Origin of the sequence: Rhizobium sp. Root1212, from assembly GCF_001424985.1 — a bacterium.
Classification (GTDB): domain Bacteria; phylum Pseudomonadota; class Alphaproteobacteria; order Rhizobiales; family Rhizobiaceae; genus Pararhizobium.
Map to the genome: position 1 here is coordinate 1 of NZ_LMDA01000013.1, position 19051 is coordinate 19051.

General features: G+C 59.2%; 14 protein-coding genes and 2 pseudogenes. 9 read left to right on the plus strand and 7 right to left on the minus strand.

The window, feature by feature from the left end; translation table 11 throughout:
* The first annotated feature begins 216 nt into the window (after positions 1–216).
* The gene (locus ASC86_RS15005) at positions 217–1467 is read left to right on the plus strand and encodes a sensor domain-containing diguanylate cyclase (RefSeq protein ID WP_056322681.1); all 1251 of its coding nucleotides are present in this window, start codon (positions 217–219) and stop codon (positions 1465–1467) included.
* A gap of 470 nt (positions 1468–1937) precedes the next feature.
* Here the strand turns inward: ASC86_RS15005 and ASC86_RS15010 are convergent, their stop codons facing one another.
* A complete protein-coding gene (locus ASC86_RS15010; protein ID WP_056322684.1) occupies positions 1938–3353 on the minus strand; it encodes an aldehyde dehydrogenase family protein in 1416 nt (471 codons plus the stop codon).
* 100 nt (positions 3354–3453) lie between these two features.
* Between ASC86_RS15010 and ASC86_RS15015 the strand changes: the two genes are divergently transcribed.
* Both ASC86_RS15015 and ASC86_RS15020 read left to right on the plus strand, forming a co-directional pair.
* Positions 3454–4344 carry a LysR family transcriptional regulator gene (locus tag ASC86_RS15015; protein WP_056322821.1) on the plus strand — a complete coding sequence of 297 codons (891 nt, stop codon included), beginning with the start codon at positions 3454–3456 and terminating at the stop codon, positions 4342–4344.
* A gap of 133 nt (positions 4345–4477) precedes the next feature.
* Complete coding sequence (locus ASC86_RS15020; RefSeq protein ID WP_056322685.1) at positions 4478–6064, plus strand: ABC-F family ATP-binding cassette domain-containing protein; 1587 nt, start codon at positions 4478–4480, stop codon at positions 6062–6064.
* Between the two features lie 47 nt (positions 6065–6111).
* Here ASC86_RS15020 and ASC86_RS15025 read toward each other — a convergent pair.
* Together ASC86_RS15025 and ASC86_RS15030 are read right to left on the minus strand one after the other, a co-directional pair.
* Positions 6112–6309: pseudogene (locus ASC86_RS15025) on the minus strand (alpha/beta hydrolase); the annotation flags it as partial.
* 189 nt (positions 6310–6498) lie between these two features.
* Positions 6499–8237: pseudogene (locus tag ASC86_RS15030) on the minus strand (cytochrome c biogenesis protein DipZ).
* 277 nt (positions 8238–8514) lie between these two features.
* Between ASC86_RS15030 and ASC86_RS15035 the strand changes: the two are divergent.
* The 5 genes from ASC86_RS15035 (at position 8515) to ASC86_RS15055 (ending at position 15232) form a co-directional block, all read left to right on the plus strand.
* A complete protein-coding gene (locus tag ASC86_RS15035) occupies positions 8515–9543 on the plus strand; it encodes an alpha/beta hydrolase (RefSeq protein ID WP_056322692.1) in 1029 nt (342 codons plus the stop codon).
* Positions 9544–9971: 428 nt separating this feature from the next.
* Positions 9972–10388, plus strand: coding sequence for an organic hydroperoxide resistance protein (locus ASC86_RS15040; protein ID WP_056322694.1), 417 nt, complete (start codon positions 9972–9974; stop codon positions 10386–10388).
* A gap of 667 nt (positions 10389–11055) precedes the next feature.
* Entirely contained in the window at positions 11056–11790 is a 735-nt protein-coding gene (locus tag ASC86_RS15045) for a response regulator (protein WP_056322696.1), read from the plus strand.
* Positions 11790–13106 carry a HAMP domain-containing sensor histidine kinase gene (locus ASC86_RS15050; protein WP_056322698.1) on the plus strand — a complete coding sequence of 439 codons (1317 nt, stop codon included), beginning with the start codon at positions 11790–11792 and terminating at the stop codon, positions 13104–13106. Before ASC86_RS15045 ends, ASC86_RS15050 begins: the two co-directional genes overlap by 1 nt.
* 419 nt (positions 13107–13525) lie before the next feature.
* Positions 13526–15232 carry an adenylate/guanylate cyclase domain-containing protein gene (locus ASC86_RS15055; RefSeq protein ID WP_056322700.1) on the plus strand — a complete coding sequence of 569 codons (1707 nt, stop codon included), beginning with the start codon at positions 13526–13528 and terminating at the stop codon, positions 15230–15232.
* 264 nt (positions 15233–15496) lie between these two features.
* On the opposite strand, the gene ASC86_RS15060 is transcribed toward ASC86_RS15055, so the two are convergent.
* From ASC86_RS15060 to ASC86_RS15075, 4 genes are all read right to left on the minus strand, one after another.
* The gene (locus tag ASC86_RS15060; protein WP_244477619.1) at positions 15497–16066 is read right to left on the minus strand and encodes a hypothetical protein; all 570 of its coding nucleotides are present in this window, start codon (positions 16064–16066) and stop codon (positions 15497–15499) included.
* A 65-nt stretch (positions 16067–16131) separates the two neighbouring features.
* Entirely contained in the window at positions 16132–17733 is a 1602-nt protein-coding gene (locus ASC86_RS15065) for an IS66 family transposase (RefSeq protein WP_056322703.1), read from the minus strand.
* A gap of 67 nt (positions 17734–17800) precedes the next feature.
* Positions 17801–18154: an IS66 family insertion sequence element accessory protein TnpB gene (tnpB, locus tag ASC86_RS15070; protein ID WP_056322706.1), complete on the minus strand. Its 354-nt coding sequence runs from the start codon at positions 18152–18154 to the stop codon at positions 17801–17803.
* Positions 18151–18540 (minus strand): transposase, encoded by a 390-nt coding sequence (locus ASC86_RS15075; protein ID WP_056322709.1) that lies wholly within the window; start codon positions 18538–18540, stop codon positions 18151–18153. Before ASC86_RS15075 ends, tnpB begins: the two co-directional genes overlap by 4 nt.
* A 204-nt stretch (positions 18541–18744) precedes the next feature.
* On the opposite strand from ASC86_RS15075, the gene ASC86_RS15080 reads away from it, so the two are divergent.
* On the plus strand, positions 18745–19020 hold the full coding sequence (locus ASC86_RS15080; protein WP_056322713.1) for a DUF4242 domain-containing protein: 276 nt from the start codon (positions 18745–18747) through the stop codon (positions 19018–19020).
* The last annotated feature ends 31 nt before the right edge of the window (positions 19021–19051 follow it).

Below are 19051 nucleotides of genomic sequence, written 5' to 3' on the forward strand. Positions count from 1 at the left end.
TGAACGTCCGCTTGACGAGAACCGAGACCACAAGCTGACAGTCTGCTGATGGCCCCGTACCGGCAATTCCGGAGAGCAAGTCGTTGCTCGAACTGAAAAATTTATACGATATGAGCTAGTGAGGCACGGGTGAGTGGCGCGAGCCCTTCCAAAACCTTCGACGCAACCGGCTGTTTACGAAATCCTGCGCATGATCGCACGAAACAAGGGGTTCCCATGACCGTCGTTCGTGCGTTTGGCAAATCATCAGCGGAAGCGGCACAGCGCCAAATAGACCGGCTTGCGGCGCTCGACCAGCTGGACATGCTGGATACACCACGCGATGCGGGTTTCGACCGATTGGTCCGGCTGATCAAGGAGATATTCACGGTAGACATCGGAATCGTCTCCTTCATCGACGCCCATCGTCAGTGGTACAAGGCATGTTCCGGCCTTCCGATAGACGAGATGCCGCGCGAGGATACCTTCTGCCGATATGTCGTCGATTGCGAGGAGTCTATCGTTGTTCAGGATGCAACCCGGGATCCCCGTTTTGCTTCAAATCCCGCGGTGACGGGGGATGCTCACATTCGATTCTATGCCGGCGTGCCACTGAAGACGGCAGACGGCCACACGGTCGGGACGGTTTGCGCCATCGACACGAAACCGCGCTTGTTTGGAAACAGAGATTTGAGCATTCTTCGGGAACTGGCGGGTGTTGCTATGGATCGGGTTGAGGCGCTGAAATCGGCCGCAACGGACAGCTTGACCGGAGCCCTCACACGCCGTGCCTTCAGGGAAGAGGCTTCTCGGATCCTGTCGCAAGCAACTCGTCACAACCATGATGTCTCGTGCATTGGACTTGACGTTGATCATTTCAAGAAAGTGAACGATGCCTATGGGCATGCGGCGGGTGACGGTGTCCTGAAGCTTGTAGCAGCCACTTGCCGGGAGCAGCTGCGCGGGGGCGATCTCCTCGGCCGGTTAGGCGGCGAAGAATTCGCTATTCTGCTGCCGCATGTCGATCGCGAAGTCGCAATCGGCGTTGCGGAAAAGCTGCGCCAGGCATTATCCTCGAAGCAGGTGGAGATGGGGACCGATACAATCCGGGTGACCGCAAGTTTCGGTACTGCTTCTATGTCGATTGTCGCGAAAGACGTCGATACCCTGCTGGCTCAGGCCGATGCTGCCATGTATCGAGCAAAACAGGCAGGCCGCGACCGTTGTGTGTCCTGGGGTTCTGCCGAACTGCCGGGAGCAACTGAGCGGCGTCGTGTCTTGAAGGCTGGCACGATCATCTTCAACGACAGACGCTCCACTTTCGATTGCACGATTCGGTCGCTTGGAGCAGACGGCGCCAATATCTCCGTTTCCAACACGTCTGGTATACCTTCGCAGTTCGTCCTTGCTATCCAAGCTGAGGGTTTCGAGACGAACTGCCGTGTTGTCGCTCAGGATCGTCAGCACCTTGAGGTCAGCTTTCGATAAAAGCGCAGATCTATCGCGCGATCCAACACGATCGGGCGTTTACTTTAGTGCTACAAGCCGCCCTTGCTGTTGAAGTCGTGCAGGACTTGCTCGGTGAGTCGAGCTTTGCAGGAAGAAATGGCTATTGACCATCCCCAAACCCAGAGAAAGTGTCAAATCCGCATTCCCGCGCCAAGAAAAGAATGTTCGTATTTGTGACCAGCTGTATTTTATCTGGGAAAGGAGAAATTCAGAGTTGTACACATCGCTGACCATGTATGTGTAATACTGAACAGCTTTGCGCTTGAAAGCACTCTGGTCTTAGAAACATGCTTCCACGCTAACAGCCAGCGCGGCCACGGTTGAAATGACATAATTCACGTGACCTTAAACTGCAGGGTCGCCGGTTCGACTCGCATCAATAGCAACTTGGAGTTACTCGCGCCGGCGCGAGATATCGGCTTCCTTATCATTTCTGCGAAAGTCCTCGTTCAACTCAATACTGCCCTTGGCTCCAAGAAGCCCTCCAGACCATACGCGCCAAATTCGCGTCCCAAGCCGGATTGCTTGAAGCCGCCGAAGGGCGCCAGCGGTTCGTGCGGCGCGCCGTTTATTACAATGCGGCCGGATTCCAGGCGGTCGGCGAAGACCTGCAGCCGGTCCGGGTCACGGCCGTGCAGATACGCCTGCAGTCCGTAGGTTGTGTCGTTGACGATTCGGATTGCCTCATCGTCGTCATGATAGGCGAGCACCGAAAGCACTGGCCCGAAAATTTCCTCACGGGCAATGCGCATGTCGTTCCGGACGTTGGTGAAGATCGTCGGGCGGGAGAACCAGCCCCGCTCGATTCCGTCTGGTCGTCCAGGCCCGCCGGCCAGCAGGTCGGCCCCTTCTTCCAGCCCCAGACGAATATAGGATTGCACCCGTTCATGTTGTTTGCTGCTCACCATAGGCCCGATCCTGACGTCAGGATCAGCAGGGCCTCCGGCCTTGAACGCAGCGATACCTTCCTTCAATTTTGCATGCACCTCCTCCATGCGGTTTACCGGAACGAGAATGCGCGTTCCGGCTACACAGGCCTGACAGCTGTTCATCAGACCTGCCCTCAGAACATTCGGGATCGCAACGTCAAGATCGGCATCGTCGAGGACAATGTTCGGGCCCTTGCCGCCGAGTTCCAAGGTCACCCGCTTCAGTGTTTCGGCTCCAAATTTCAGGATCTGCTTGCCGACGGCGGTCGAACCGGTGAACGTGACCTTGGCAATGTCGGGGTGGCGGCTGAATTCTGCACCGACGATATAGCCACGTCCGTTGACAATGTTGAACAACCCCTTCGGCAGTCCGGCCTCATGGAGGCATTCCGTCAGGAGCTGGGTCTGGATCGCACTCATTTCGCTCGGCTTGATCACGATCGTCGTTCCGGCCGCAATGGCGGTGGCCAGCTTGGAGCAGATGAAACCGTAATTGCTGTTCCAAGGAGTTATCGCCGCGGCGATCCCGACCGGCTGCATGGTCACCTCCGCCCGGCCGATCTGCCGCGTGAATTCATAATCCCGGAGAACTTTCGCCATGTCGAGGAAGGCGGACGCCGCATGTTGTACGGCAAAGCCGGTGAAGTACTGCGGCGCGCCGTATTCCTCGGCCATGGCGGCGGTCAGTTCGGGAGCGCGGGCGAGAACGGCAGCGCTCAGCGCCGCCAACATGTTCATGCGTTCCGCCTTGCTGCTGCGCGCATGGATGGGAAAGGCGCGCTTGGCCGCCGCGATCGCCGCATGGGCGTCGTCGCGATCTCCCAGCCGCACGCTGCCGATCTTGTCCTCCGTGGATGGATTGAAAAGCTCCGCCCTTTCTTCTCCGTGAGGGGTAACGAACGTGCCGTCGATATAGATCTGATCGATGTCGCGCATGACTGTCTCCTTCGATGTCGATGCGCTCTATCTGGCGATTTATTATTGCGCTGATAAGCTGCTCAAAAATGGACACCATGATAAGGAATTACGGACAATGATGCGTGGTACCCTGGCGGAACTGGAGGCGGTGCTGACCGTAGTTGATCATGGCGGGTTCCGCGCTGCTGCCCGGGAGATCGGGGTTTCCTCGTCCGCCCTAAGCCAGCAGATTGCGGCTCTGGAAGCCCGCATCGGTGTGCGTCTGTTCAACCGCTCGACGCGAAGCGTGGCGCTTTCGGCCGCCGGCGAGCAGTTTGTTGCGGAAATCACGCCAGCACTGGCGGCAATTCGCAACGCCATCGATCTCGCCGGAGAGCATCGCACGGTGCCGACCGGTACGCTGCGCATCAATACGTCAATCGGCGCAACGCGGATGATCCTTTCGCCGCTGGTGCTGGAATACATGCGCCGATATCCGCAGATGGCGGTGGAGATCGTCACCGAAGGTGCGCTGGTCGACGTCAACGCGCAGGGCTTCGACGCTGGCATCCGTATCCGCGAGGCGGTGCCGTCCGAGATGATCGTGGTGCCGATAAGCCGTTTTGTTCGCCCGGCGATTGTCGGCGCGCCGCGCTATTTGGATGGTCACGGCATTCCGTACACGCCGGCTGACTTGATGAACCATCGGTGCATTCGTGCCCGCATGGCGAGCGGCACGCGTTATCAATGGGAGTTCGAACGACGCGGCGAAGCTTTTACCCTGGATGTTCCCGGCCTGCTGACGCTTGACGAAAGCGACCTAATGTTGCGCGCTGCGCGGGAAGGGGCAGGGCTTGCCTATCTCAACGAATGGCAGGTTGCCGAAGATATCGCTGCCGGGCGCCTTGTACAAGTTCTGGCCGAGTGGACGCCGCCCTATCCGGGGCTTTGCCTTTATTATCCTGGCCGACGCCATATCCCGGCGAAGCTGCGCGCCTTTGTCGATCTGGTCAAGGAAATCGCCTGGTGAGTAGCGGAGGCCTTGAACGCGCCGTTTTTCATGAATAAATACAGGGCATTCGCAACACCAACAGGACGGTCAATCATGGATTTCAACCCGCACGCAACGCCACCTTGCCTTGCCATACGGGGAAATCATATCCATGTCGTATTCCATCACCCTTTCGGATTTGTCATTCTCGACGCCTGACGGTCGGCGGCTTTTTTCAAATCTCAACTTCAGCTTCGGTTTAGAACGTGTTGGCCTGGTCGGCCGCAACGGTATTGGCAAGAGTACGCTCTTGAAGGTAGTCGCTGGCGAACTGTCGCCATCGGCGGGCCGGGTTTCCGTGTCCGGTCGTCTCCACGTCCTGCACCAGATCGTCCGACCCGCGCCGGATGAGACGATCGCCGATCTGTTTTGCGCACGCGATGCCATAGAGGTGCTCGAGCGCGCGCAGGCCGGGGCGGCAACGCTCGATGAGCTTGCCGACGTCGACTGGCTGCTGGAGAGCAAGATGATCGAAGCGCTTGCGCGTTTCGGGCTGGATGCCCCGCTTCTAACACCGCTTGCGCAACTCTCGGGCGGGCAGCGCACGCGCGCCGCACTGGCTGCCCAGATCCACGCCGCACCTGATTTCCTGATCCTCGACGAGCCGACCAACAATCTCGACCGGGACGGAAGGGCTGCGGTCATCGACTTTTTGGCGGGATGGCGAGGCGGAGTCATTGTCGTCAGCCATGACCGAGAGCTTCTGGAGACCGTCGACGCGATCATCGAAATGACGTCGCTTGCCGTTACGCGCTATGGCGGGAACTGGAGCCAGTACCGTGAGCGTAAGGCGTTGGAACTGGCTGCTGCACAACAGGAACTGGCGGATGCGGAAAAACGCCTGGCGGGGATCAATCTCAAGGTCCAGCTGACGACGGAACGCAAAGCGCGGCGCGATGGTACCGGCGATAAAAAGGCAGCCAAGGGCGACATGCCACGGATCGTCGCAGGCGGATTAAAAATGCGGGCCGAACAGACGAGTGCTGCCAATTCCGTTCTTGCCAACCGGTTGAAAAGCGATGTCATGGAGGACCTCAACAGCGCGCGGGATCGCATAGAAGCGTTGCAGCCGCTTGCCGTCACGCTGCCGTTCACCGACCTCCCGGCAACGAAGACCGTCCTCACAATCAAAGACGTGACAGCGGGATATGAGCCTGAACGGCCTGTGCTTCGTAATTTTTCGCTTAAGATCTCCGGTCCGGAAAGGATTGCCGTCACCGGAGCGAATGGATCGGGGAAAACAACCCTATTATCGGTGATCACCGGTGCCTTGCAGCCGATGTCGGGAACGGTGCATCTCCATGTGCGCGCGGCCTTCCTCGATCAACAGGTAAGCCTGCTCGATCCGGGCCTGTCGATTCGCGAAAACTTCCTGCGCCTTAATCCGCAGGCGGACGAAACCGTCTGCCGCGCCGCCCTCGCACGGTTCATGTTTCGTGCGGATGCGGCTCTTCAGGCGGTCAGGACTTTGTCTGGCGGGCAAATGTTGCGTGCGGGGCTGGCATGCGTTTTGGGCGGACCGCACCCGCCGCAGCTTCTGGTCCTCGACGAGCCGACGAACCATCTGGATATTGATTCCGTCGCCGCCGTTGAGGCGGGACTGAGGGCCTATGACGGAGCGTTGCTGGTCGTCAGCCACGACGAGGCATTCCTCACTGGGCTGGGCATGACGAGCCGGCTCGCCATTTCCGCATCCTGAAAAAACCAAAAAAAAGTCGGTCCCCCCGCAAGGGAGCGACTGACCTGTCATTCGGCGAGTTGATGCGCTGCGTTCTCGATGACATCGGCAACTTTTTCCCGTTGCGAGACAAACACAGCGTGGCTTGCTTCCATCTCAACTGTCTGGCTGCCAGCGCGTTTCGCCATATCACGTTCGAGCTCGGGGTTGATCGAGCGATCCCGGCTTGCAACGATCGCCCAGCTTTTCTTCACCTACCAGGCGGGATAGATCGCCGTAACCGTGCAAATTGCGCGTTGAATGGTCGCTGAATGAAGAATCTATCCATAGATTTGACGGCAAACCCATTCGAGAAAAGGGCGTTGAATTTTTCCAGCAGGCGCCGGGGATGACAGGACAAAACGGAGGTGCTGTTTGATCTTTATCACGACGATTTTCCTGCGGCCAGACAGCCGTCAGCCAAACGTCAAGGCATAGGCTTCCGCGCTGGCATCGAAAAGGCGGATTTCGAAGGTGCGGGGTTCAACATTACCGGCTTGGCGGACGAGCTGGTAGAGCCTTGTTGCCGTAATGGTGCCATTGCCGGCAGCGTCGTGGCGGCTCCGTGATCGATGCCGGGGGGGCCGTCGACCGTGACTTCGAAGCGGACGGGTTTTCCGTCTGCGCCGGGGCCTAGCACGAGATTGAGGTCGCGGGCGCTGAAGCGGTAGGCGATGGCGCCGCCGGGTTTGGCGAGCGTTGCCCATTCGGCGCCGATGGTCCAAGTTCCCGAAAGGCCCCGGCTGTTCAGGCTGGGGTTTTCGACCGAGTAGGTGCCGGCGGCGTCAGGAGCAACGGCCTCGGGAGAGGCGAAATTCGTCGCGCGCTGGTAGCCGAGATAGGTTTCGCCGGAGCGGATATTGGCGAGATCCCGGCTGGCCTCGACGCCGTTGGCGCCGGGGGTTACCGGGGCGCTGGCGGTCTTCTTGCTGCCGGCTTCGCGCAACAGGTCCTGGATTGCGTGTTCGGTCTCGGCATAGTTGCCTTCGCCAAAATTGTGGTAGCGGATATTGCCGGTCGCATCGATCAGGTAATGGGCCGGCCAGTAGCTGTTGTCGAAGGCACGCCAGATCTTGTAGTCGTTATCGATGGCAACGGGATAGCTGATGCCGAGATCGGCGATCGCCTTTTCGACATTGGCCACCTTCTTTTCGAAGGCGAATTCCGGCGAATGCACGCCGATTACGACGAGACCCTGATCCTTGTACCTTTCCGCCCAGGCGCGGACGTAAGGCGTGGTGCGAATGCAGTTGATGCAGGAATAGGTCCAAAAATCGACGAGCACGACCTTGCCGCGCAACGCAGCCTCGTCGAGCGGTGCCGAGTTCAGCCAAGTGACGGCTCCATCGAGCGACGGAGCACTAGCTTCGACCGGCAGGCCACTGCGGAAGGGCTGTGCGGCATCGGCGGAAGCGACGGCGAGGACCTCACTCTTTGGCTTCGTTTGCAGGCGATCGAGCACGGCCTGTTCGAAAGAGGAGGTGTTGGTGTAGGAAAGCCGTGCGAGCAAACCCGTATCTGCACCGAGCGCGACGGCCGCAACGCCGCCAATAACGGCGGCGCCGACGACCTTACGGGCCCGTTCGCTCAGGCCAAGCGAACGCTTCATGCCGGCGAAAATCCTGCCGCCGGTGGCAAGGGCAAGGCCAAGCGAGGTCACCGTCCCCAGCGCATAGCCGAAGAGCAGGGTGGTCGTTTCGAGACTGGCGCCTTTAAGGGCAGCACCTGTCAGCACGAGACCGAGGATCGGTCCGGCGCAGGGTGCCCAAAGCAGGCCGGTGGCGATGCCGAGCAGCAAAGAGGCGAGAGGGCCGGCGGCGGTACGGCTGGCATTCATCAGGCTGTTGCCGGCGGCGACGGCCGGGCGGGAAATCAAGCTCGCCAGCGGCGGGGAGATGAGGCTGGCGCCGAAGACGGCAACCAGCGCGAGTGCGGCAAGGCGGCCGTAATCATTGGCGTGGACGGCCCAGCTGCCGCCCACTGCGGCAAGTGTCGCGACCAGCGCAAACGTCAAGGCCATGCCGATCAGCATCGGCAGCGTGCTGCTGAGGAACGGCTGGTCCGCGCGGGCGAAGACGAAGGGGAGGATGGGGAGAATGCAGGGGCTCAGAATGGTCAGCGCGCCCCCGAGATAGGCTATGATGAGAAGCGTCATCATCGTGTTCCTTTAGAACCTTGGTTTCGGGCTCTGGACGGCGGTGCGGCCAGTGGAGCGCATATCGCCCGCGCGACGTATCCTGGATGTGTCCGTGGCGGCCGGAATTTGTACCAAAGTGTAAATAGGCATCCGGCCTGCCAGGGCAGACATTGTATCGAAGTGTATCGAGGCGGCTGGTTGTTACATCGGCAAACACGCGGACGGCTCGCGTGACATATTGGGGATACACAGCGCCCGCAGTCTCGCGAGCAGAGTTGTTGAACGGGAGAAGCTCATGTCCGAGACGATCAATCATCAACGTCGCCAATTCTTCGGTCTTGCCGCCGTAACCATCGCCGCTGCCGAACTCGGCATCGCAAGCCTTGCAGTCGCCCGGCCGGCTTCTGCGGCCCCGGCAAACGGGCATGCGACCTTCGCCGCCCTGAAGCAGGTGAAGGCTGGTGTGCTTGATATCGGTTATGCCGAGACCGGCCCGGCCGATGGGCAGGTGGTTTTGCTGCTGCACGGCTGGCCCTATGACATCCACAGCTATATCGATGTCGCGCCGATCCTTGCCGAGGCGGGCTACCGAGTCATCGTGCCCTATCTTCGCGGCTATGGCACGACCCGTTTCCTCTCCGCCGATACGCCGCGTAACGGCCAGCAGTCAGCCCTTGCCGCCGACATGATCGCACTGATGGATGCGCTCGGTATCGAAAAGGCCATCATCGCCGGCTATGACTGGGGTGCCCGTACCGTCAACATCATGGCGGCGCTCTGGCCGGAACGCTGCATCGCCATGGTTTCCGTCAGCGGCTATCTGATCGGCAGCCAGGAGGTGAACCTCAAGCCGCTTCCGCCGGCGGCGGAACAGGCCTGGTGGTATCAATTCTATTTCGCGACCGAGCGGGGCCGCCTCGGCTATGAGGCCAATACGAAGGATTTCGCCAAGCTGATCTGGCGCACTGCCTCGCCGACCTGGGCGTTTGACGATGCGACCTTCGCCCGTTCGGCCGCCGCCTTCGACAATCCCGATCACGTCGCCATCACCATTCACAATTACCGCTGGCGACTGAGCCTTGCCCAAGGCGAGGCGCAATACGACGCCTATGAACAGCGGCTGGCGAAGGCCCCACCAATCGCCATCCCGACGATCACGCTGGAAGGCGATGCCAATGGCGCGCCGCATCCAGCCCCTGCCGTCTATGCCAGGAAATTCACCGGAAAATACGAGCACCGCACGATCACCGGCGGCATCGGCCACAATCTGCCGCAGGAGGCACCCGAGGCATTTGCCAAAGCCGTGATTGATGTTGCTCGCTGAAGGGCTGGAGTGACGTGAAAACATAGCGATAAAGCATTTTGCTGAAAAAATGGTCTAGAATATGCCGCGGCCAACGGCAAAAGCTTCGGAAAACCTTCATGGACCAAGCACGTCCTGGTCGTTGATGATGATCGTGAAATCCGTAAACTACTGTCGTCCTATCTGTAGAATAACAGGCTGAGAACCAGCATCGCCGCCGATGCCGGCGGCGAGATGGACGGCGATAGTCGCCCTTGCGCCAAGCTTATCATACTGCCCTGAAAAATGCCCGGATTTTCCGGGCATTTGTACGCGAATGTAGCGGCGGGGTCGGCTGCTACGCTGCGATACAATTCCGCAGTTTTTTAAAACATGCCGGATACGTTGGTCCTTCAAAACGCTTCTCGTCAACAACGTCGCAGACCGCGACCTACGAAGGAGCAGACATCATGACCCGGATCGAAAAGGTTCTCTACACAGGCAAGACGCACACGACCGGCGGTCGCGATGGTGCGGCCCGTAGCGAAGACGGCGCCCTCGACATCAGACTGTCGCCTCCCGGCAGCGGCAAGGGTGGCGCCAATCCCGAACAGCTGTTTGCCGCCGGCTGGTCCGCCTGCTTCATCGGCGCACTCGGCCTTGCCGCCGGCAAGCGCAAGATCCGTCTTCCGGCCGAAACCGCTGTCGATGCGGAAGTCGATCTCGGAATGGCTGGCGAGGGTTATTTCCTGCAGGCCCGCCTGAACATCAGCCTGCCGGGTCTCGAAAAGGACCTTGCCCGCGAACTCGTCGACGAAGCCCACCAGACCTGCCCCTATTCCAAGGCCTCGCGCGGCAATATCGACGTCGTGTTGACCGTTGTTTGAGGAAAACTTGAATGATTACGATGAAAAGCCTCATCGTTTTCCTCATCGCGGGCGCCGTTTCGCGGCGCCCTGTGTGACGGATATCATATGGGCGGAGGCCTCGCCCTCGGCGGGGGCTGGGCTTGGTGGTTGAGTGTTCGATAGAGGGCCCGGTAGCTTGCTTTTCTTCCGATCCAGGCGGACCGGGCAGCGCAATGGAATTTGACTATCCCGATGATACCGGTTCGTCAGGCTTTCGAAGAAAAAGGAGCTAGTGCTTCCCTATCCGGTCTTAACGCACCAAGTAGTTCAACTTTAACTCCTGTGACACGTCGGATCGGGAAGAACCGCCCTGGAGCCGGTATCCCACAAGAGTCACCCGATCTGAGCCTGTGCCCTTCTTTTGAACGACGACCTACGACCTCGGCCGACGTTTGACCTTCGTCGACTTGCTGAAAAATTCCGCTCTAATCTAGACTTGAAAGTATCGTAATTTCTCCGGAAGTTCGACTGACGTGACTAACCCTTACGCAAGTTTTACCAATGGTTTTAAGGTTCGTTGCGCGGTCGCAAGTAACGACGACCATACGCTTGGTCTTGGGTCAGGGTGCGCATTTTTTCTTCGCAGGCCGCGGCCAACAGGCTAGATAAGAAAAGCGGCACAGGGCCGCCGCTTTGGAAACCCTTCATGGACCATGTCGACCATATCCTGATAGTCGATGACGATCGCGAAATCCGCGAACTTCTGTCGTCCTATCTGCAGAAGAACGGGCTGAGAACCAGCGTTGCCGCCGATGGCCGGCAGATGCGCGCTTTCATTGAGGTCAATACCGTCGATCTCATCGTGCTCGACGTGATGATGCCCGGCGACGATGGCCTCGTTCTCGCCCGCGAATTGCGGGCGGGAAAACACAAGGCGACCCCAGTCCTGATGCTGACGGCCCGCGGCGACGAGATGGACCGTATTATCGGCCTAGAAATGGGGGCCGACGACTATCTGGCAAAGCCCTTTGCCGCGCGCGAACTGCTGGCCCGGATCAAGGCGGTCCTCAGGCGTACCCGCATGCTGCCCGCCAATCTGCGGATCAGCGAAGGCGGACAGATCCTCAGCTTCGGACAGTGGCGGCTCGATACGGTCGGCCGCCATCTGCTTGATCGGGAAGGCACTGAAATCGCGTTGAGCGGCGCGGAATACCGCCTGCTGCGCGTCTTCATCGATCACCCACAGCGCATCCTCAACCGCGATCAACTGCTCAATCTCACCCAAGGGCGTGATGCGGAGCTTTTCGACCGCTCGATCGACCTCCTCGTCAGCCGGCTGAGACAGCGACTGGGCGATGATGCGCGCGAGCCCGTTTATATCAAGACGGTACGCAGCGAAGGCTATGTCTTTTCGGTGCCGATTGAAATCTTGGAGCCGTGATGAGCTGGGTATGGGCACGATTTTTCCGCTGGCCCAGAACGCTTCGGGCCCGAATATTCCTTATTCTGTTCATCGGGCTAACCCTTGCATATGGGTTGTCCTTTGCCGTGCTCTCGATTGAGCGTTATCTGACGGCGAAGGAGTTAATGCTGGGAACGTTGGAGAACGACGTTGCGACCTCTATTGCTGTCCTCGACCAGCTATCGGCCAACGACCGCCCACGTTTCGTCGATCGTCTCGGTCGCGGCAATTACCGGTTCGTTCTCGGCGAGGGGCTGCCTGGCACACCGGACACCTCGCGGCGCGGAGCTGAGATTGCTGCAAGGATCAAGGACGCAGTGGATTACCGTTTTCCGCTTCGTGTGGAATCTGTTCCCGGCAAAATGTTGCGTCTACAGGCGCATCTGACACTCAGCGATGGAAGCCCGTTGACGATCGACATCATGCCGCGCGCAGTGATGCCGGTTGCAGACTGGCTGCCCTACGTGTTCGTCGTGCAGATGGGGTTGTTGATGTTGTGCACCGGCTTCGCCGTCCGACAGGCGATCCGGCCTCTCGAGAGGCTGGCCGCAGCCGCCAATGCGTTGGACCCGAACCGCCCTGGGCCTGCCCTCAATGAAATCGGACCGAGCGAGGTCACCCATGCGGTGGCGGCTTTCAATGCCATGCGCGACCGTATTGCCCACTACCTCGAAGAGCGGGTGCAAATCCTTGCGGCCATCTCCCACGATCTGCAGACACCGATCACGCGCATGCGACTCCGTGCCGACATGGCTGACGACACGCCCGAACGCGACAAGCTGGTGAAGGACCTCCAGGAAATCGAGCGGCTGGTGCACGATGGCATCGCCTATGCCCGTAGCGCTCACGGCAGCGCTGAAAAGTCGTCGCGTATCGATCTGTCCTCCTTCATCGACAGCATCGCCTATGATTATCAGGATACCGGCAAGCCGGTGCAGGCGGTGGGCACGATCTCCGGCACGGTGGCGACGAAGCCGCATGCGCTTCGCCGTATTCTCACCAATTTCGTCGACAACGCCCTGAAGTATGCTGGCAGCGCTGAGATCGCCGTGGTGCGGCAAGACAGCGGCGGTATCGTCATCATCGTGTTCGACCACGGGCCTGGCATACCGGAGGACAAACTGGAGGCCGCGATGCAACCCTTTTTCCGACTGGAGGGATCGCGCAACCGTGAGACGGGCGGAACCGGCCTTGGCCTTGCCATCGCCCAACAGCTTGCCGCCTCCATCGGCGGCGCGGTGCGGCTTTATAATCGGCCAGGCGGCGGGCTTGCCGCCGAAATCCTCCTGCCGTGAAAGATGCCCGACGCTGCAATACGATTCTGCAGTTTTCAAAACACGGCGGATACGTCCATCCGTCGAAAGGTTTCCCGTCAACAACGCGCAGACGTGACCTGCAAAGGAGCGGGAATCATGACGCGGATCGGAAAGGTTCTCGTCGCTGTGACGGGAGGAGCCACGTTTTTGAGCTAGATCGTCTAGATTCGAGCACAACATGTGTTGTGTTTAAGCGTGGAACTTTGCCCCCTTTCGGCGCCGAACCATGACCCCGTCGAACCCGGGCTAACCGCCGGCCCTTATTCAGGATGTTAGAATGTTGCCGGGGTCAACACTCCGCGCAGCTATGGGGTCAATTGCTCTGCCGAAACACAACTTGTTGACTCATCCGCGGTTGAACAATAACCTGCTAACTCAGTCGCCAGGCTTGTCCTCACATGACGGATCAATCTCTCCAGCGTCGCCTTGCCGCCATCGTCGTTGTGGATGTGGTGGGGTATTCACGCCTGATGGAGGCTGATGAAGTCGCAACGCTGGCGAACCTCAGGAAACTCCGTTCTGGCGTTATCGAGCCGGCTGTGGCGCGCCACAACGGACGTATCTTCAAAGTCATGGGCGACGGATTTTTAATCGAATTCGGTAGCGCGGTGGATGCGGTTACAGCTGCGCTGGAAATGCAGCGGCCCACCACCACTGTTGAGTCTTCCGGAGACCGGCGCCTGCTTTTACGTGTAGGCGTCAATCTGGGAGATGTCATTGACGACGGTTCAGACGTCCTCGGCGACGGCGTCAATGTCGCGGTTCGCCTCGAAACGCAGGCAGCACCCGGAGGTATCTGCATTTCCGCCAAAGTTCACGGAGAGATCGTCGGCAAGATCGGTGACCGGTTCTTTGATGCAGGCGAACGCTACCTGAAGAACCTGACTCGCCCGGTTCATGTCTGGCATTGGCCGGATGCGCTGCAGAGCACTTTGCCGCTGCCCGAATGTCCCTCTATCGCTGTATTGCCGTTCACGAATATGAGCGGGGATGAAGCAGACGCGCCTTTCGTCGACGGCTTGACCGAAGACCTGATCACCGACCTTTCCCGTACGGCTGGCCTGTTCGTCATCGCGCGCAATTCCGTATACGGCTACAAGGGCAAGCCGGTCGACATACGGCTGGTCGCCCAGGAACTCGGCGTCCGCTACGTCCTCGAGGGGAGCGCCAGACGTGCAAAGGGCCGCGTCCGCATCAATGCCCAATTGATCGACGCGCTTGGCGGCCAGCACTTGTGGGCCGACCGGTTTGACAGGACAATGGAAGATGTTTTCGAAATACAGGATGAAGTTAACGCCAAGATTGTTGAGGCCCTCATTGGCCGGCTGACCATCCCGACGCAGCGTAATCGGCCCAAGAACTTTGAGGCATACGATCTGTGCGTACGCGCCCGCCTCCTGACGGAAGAGTCACCGCAAACCGGACGTGAGGCCTATATGCTGCTCCAGCGCGCGGTTGAGCTCGAACCATCATATGCCGAGGCGCTCAGTTTACTCGCTTATAACCGCTGGCTTGCCTGGACTCATTTCGGCGAGCCCGAAGATCCTAACCGTCGGATGGCGGCGAAGCTCGCACGGGAGGCGGTCGGCCTGGATTCCAACGATGCCGGCTGCCGTTACGTTCTGGGGACCATTTTGGCTTATGAGCGACAATGGCAGGAATCGGAGGCCGCCTTCGCCAAGGCTCTGGAGTTGGACCCCAACCACGCCGACACCTGGGCCGCCATGTCCGACATGTCGGTGCTGGACGGCAGGGTTGCCGACGGACTAGCGCAGATCGAAAAAGCTCTGCGGCTCAATCCCTATCCAGCCTGCTGGTATCTTTGTCATCTTGGGCAGGCGCAATACGCCGCGCGTGACTATGAGGCCGCGGCCGCTACTCTCCGCAGGGAAGACACGTATCGTACCAACTCACGCAAATTCCTGGCTGCTACGCTTGCGCAGTTGGGCCACCGTGAGGAGGCGCGGCGAGAAGCAGAATTGTTCCTGATCGCTCACCCTCATTTCACGATCGGCCATTGGCTCAGCTCCCAGCCGCTGCGCGATGCATCTGTACGAGACCACTTTGTCGATGGCTTCCGAAAGGCCTGCCTGCCGGAGAGGTAAGAGCGCGTAGGGACAATCCCCCACGCATTCGCGAACTTGATCGACGGCAATAGGCGGCAAGAACCGTGGTCTGGATCGCGTGTTAGGTTTTGCTGGCTCGCGTTTGCAGAATGGCTCAAGTGGCCGCGCTTCACCATGCGGCAAACTCGGTAGGGGTTCTCACTCTTTGCATATTACTTAGCCGCTATTTATCTGATTGTAACCGGTGTGCCGAACACGCGTCGGGGGATTTTAGTGGGCCGAAGGCACCCTTATTTGTGATCCCTACTTAGTTGCCTGACGAATGTCTTCGACAAAGAGACCCAGTTCGGTACCGTGTCCGGTGACTTCCACCTCAGTTCCTTGCGATACGTCCTTTCTAAATTGACCGCTGACCCGGCATACTCTGTTGAACAAGAACGGCAAATCCCGAAGCTCGACCGGTGACCGGCAGCGCGAGGTGCCGTATGCATCTGCACGCGCCACTGTGAAAGAAATCTCGACATGGTGGCCTGCGACAAGTGCGAGGATCATCGGTGGAGCGATGAGGACGACATTCTTGCCCATGAAATACCCGAAGAGCGGGGCGGCCATTATGCCCACGGTCTTCTTCAATGTTCCGCCAGGTAGTCTGTCTTTGGCTCTCCATCCGACCCAAAGAAGTGCGACAGCGAAGAAAAGACCATTTGCTAGGCCGAGGACGTTGGCCGTTGACATCCATTCGTATGACGGCAGGAAGTTATAGCCGAGCATAACCGGCAAGATCGGCATTATGCCAAGAGGGATCGATATCAGGAACGCGATAGCAATCAGCCTGACCAGAGGGTGGCGCACAGGCGTCTTTGTGGATTCCATGGTGACTCCAATTAAATGGACAGGCTACGCAGCCTCCCATGTATCGAGCCGCTCTAAAGGTTATCCTAACAGTGGTCGCTCAACTTTAGATGATGATGGGTCAACGCGATCCCAACCCTGGGATAATTCCAGGGTAGGAGTTCTTCAATCCGGCTCTGCATGTGGCCGTTGACGATGGCAGTGAGTGTGCTGGTCAGGTAGGCCTGTGGGTCGACGGCACTGAGTTTGCAAGTCTCGACGAGTGAGGCAATGGTCGCCCAGTTCTCCGCTCCCGCGTCGTGCCCGGCGAAGAGAGCATTCTTCCTGTTCAAGGCTATCGGCCAGATTGTTCGCTCAACGCTGTTGTTGTCGATCTCGATTCGACCGTCGGTCAGGAACAGCTTCAGGCCGTCCCAGTATTTGGTGATGTAGGCCAAGGCCTCGCCGAGTGGGGACTTGGTCGCGACACGGGCGCGGTAATGGACGAGCCAGGTCTGCATGTCGGCGATCAGCGACGCTGACCGCTCCTGCCGTCCGGCAAGGCGAGCCTCCGGATCAAGGCCACGCAATTCGGCCTCGATCCGATAAAGCTCTCCGATCCGTTTGACGCCGTCCTCGGCAATGGGTGCTGTAGCGTTGCGGGTGATCTCCACCAGCCTGCGACGAGCGTGTGCCCAGCAATAGGCAAGCCGAATGTCGGGACCGACCCTCTCTGGCGCGATCAGCCTGTTATATGCGGCATAGCCATCGACCTGCAGGATGCCGGAGAAGCCCTGCAAAATCCGTTCAGCATGAATGCCTCCTCGACCAGGCGCATAGGTGAAGGCCACGCCCGGCGGAGCGCCGCCGCCCCATGGGCGATCATCCCTTGCCAGCGCCCAGAAGTATCCAGTCTTGGTTTTGCGCGAGCCGGGATCGAGAACCGGAGCACGGGTCTCGTCCATGAAGAGCTTTGTCGAGAGCTTCAGGTCGGCAACCAGTGCATCGAAGACGGGACGCAATTCAAACGCTGCCCTGCCGACCCAATCGGCAAGAGTAGAGCGGTCGAGATCGATGCCTTGGCGGCTCATGATCTGGGCCTGACGGTAAAGCGGAAGATGATCGGCATATTTGGAGACTAGGACATGGGCGACAGTCGCTTCCGTCGGCAGCCCTGCCTGGATCAAACTTGCCGGAGCCGGGGCCTGAACGACACCGTCGGTGCAGGCACGGCATGCATATTTGGGACGACGCGTGACGATGACACGGAACTGCGCCGGGACCACATCCAGACGCTCGGCGACATCCTCGCCGATGCGATGCAGGCAACCGCCGCAGGCGCAGATCAGGCTTTCCGGCTCGATCACCTCTTCGACACGGGGAAGATGCTGAGGAAGGGAACCGCGATTGATCGCCCGTGGTTTTGAGACCTTGGTCCCGGCTGGAGCGTCTGCCTCATCCTCGGCATGGATCGCGGCTATCGCCGTTTCCAGGTCTTCCAGTGCCAGATCGAACTGGTCGGGATCGCTCTTCTCGGATTTGCGCCCGAAGGCCGCCTGCTTGAAGGCGGCGACCAGTCTCTCAAGTCGTTCGATCCGCTCATCCTTGCGGGTAATCTGGGCAACCTTATCCGCCTCGCGTGCCTGCGCCGCAATCAACATCGCTTTCAGGGCAGCAATATCATCGGGAAAATTAGCAGCGTCCAGCATGACCAGAACCTACCAAATCTCGGGCGATTTACCTTTGGATTAGCCGTCCTGAGTCATCGTGCCGCAGCTATTCGACGGCCTCCGGCGTTCTCGTTCTGACGGCATGAACCCGACGCCAATCAAGCCCTGCAAACAGCGCTTCGAACTGGGCGTGGGTCAGCGTCATCAGTCCATCTCGTATGCCGGGCCAAGTGAAGGTGTGCTCTTCCAGCCGCTTGTAGGCCAGCACGATGCCGCTGCCATCCCAGTAGATCAGCTTCAGCCGGTCCGTCTTGCGAGACCGGAACACAAAGACCGTTCCGGTGAACGGGTCTTTGTGCAATTCGTTCTTCACCAGCGCTGCCAATCCGTCATGCCCCTTGCGGAAGTCCACGGGTTTGGTCGCCACCATGATCCGCACGCGGTTCGATGGAAAGATCATATTGTCGCCGCCAGTGCACGCGCGATGGCGGCGATCCTGGCAGCAGACGCCCCTTCCTCAAGACGAATGGTGACAGGACCGACGACAATCTCGGCGCGGGAGCTCTGCTTGGTGGCTGGTGGTTCCGGTGCCGGCATCTCCAAAACCATGGCCGCGAATTCGACTGCGTCTTCCGGCTCCGGTAAAACCAGTTTGCCCTGCCGCGCCAGCGTTCGCCACGACGACAGATGATTGGCTTGTAGCCCGTGACGTTCCGCGACCTCGTTCACCGTCACGCCCGGACGCAAGCTCTCCGAGACGATCCGCGTCTTGACCTCGTCCGGCCATTGGCGGTGAGCCTCACGTCGGCTCCGTCGCTTCGTGAGAACCTCCAGTGTAGTATCCATGGAGAAACTCCTTGTCGCTCGTCCATGGAAACTCGATCACAGATCAGGTGTCAGCGGGCAACGTGGGACCACAAAACCGGTTACATCTGATTTGGTCTTGACGCAAGTTAGGTGGGTTACCGGACTCAAGCGAATATTAGCAACGTATTGACTTTAGCCCGCGCTAAGCGCCTGATTGTCAGTCTCAAAGAAAGGAGCAGAAACATGCCAACTTTCATTATTGAGCGGGAGGTCCCCGGCGCGGACAAGCTTTCCAAAGACGAGCTATGCGCGATCTCAGCGAAATCCAATGAGGTGGTAGCCGGTCTCGGTGTACCTTACACTTGGATCACCAGCTACGTGGCCGGCGATAAAATCTACTGTGTTCATGAGGCGCCTAGTGCCGAGGTCATCCGTCAGCATGCCGAACTAGGTGGTTTCCCTGCAAATAAAATTACGGAAATTGCTGCCGTCATTGGTCCACAAACTGCGGCTTCGTAGCCAGACGCTCGATAGCGTAAGAACTACGCGG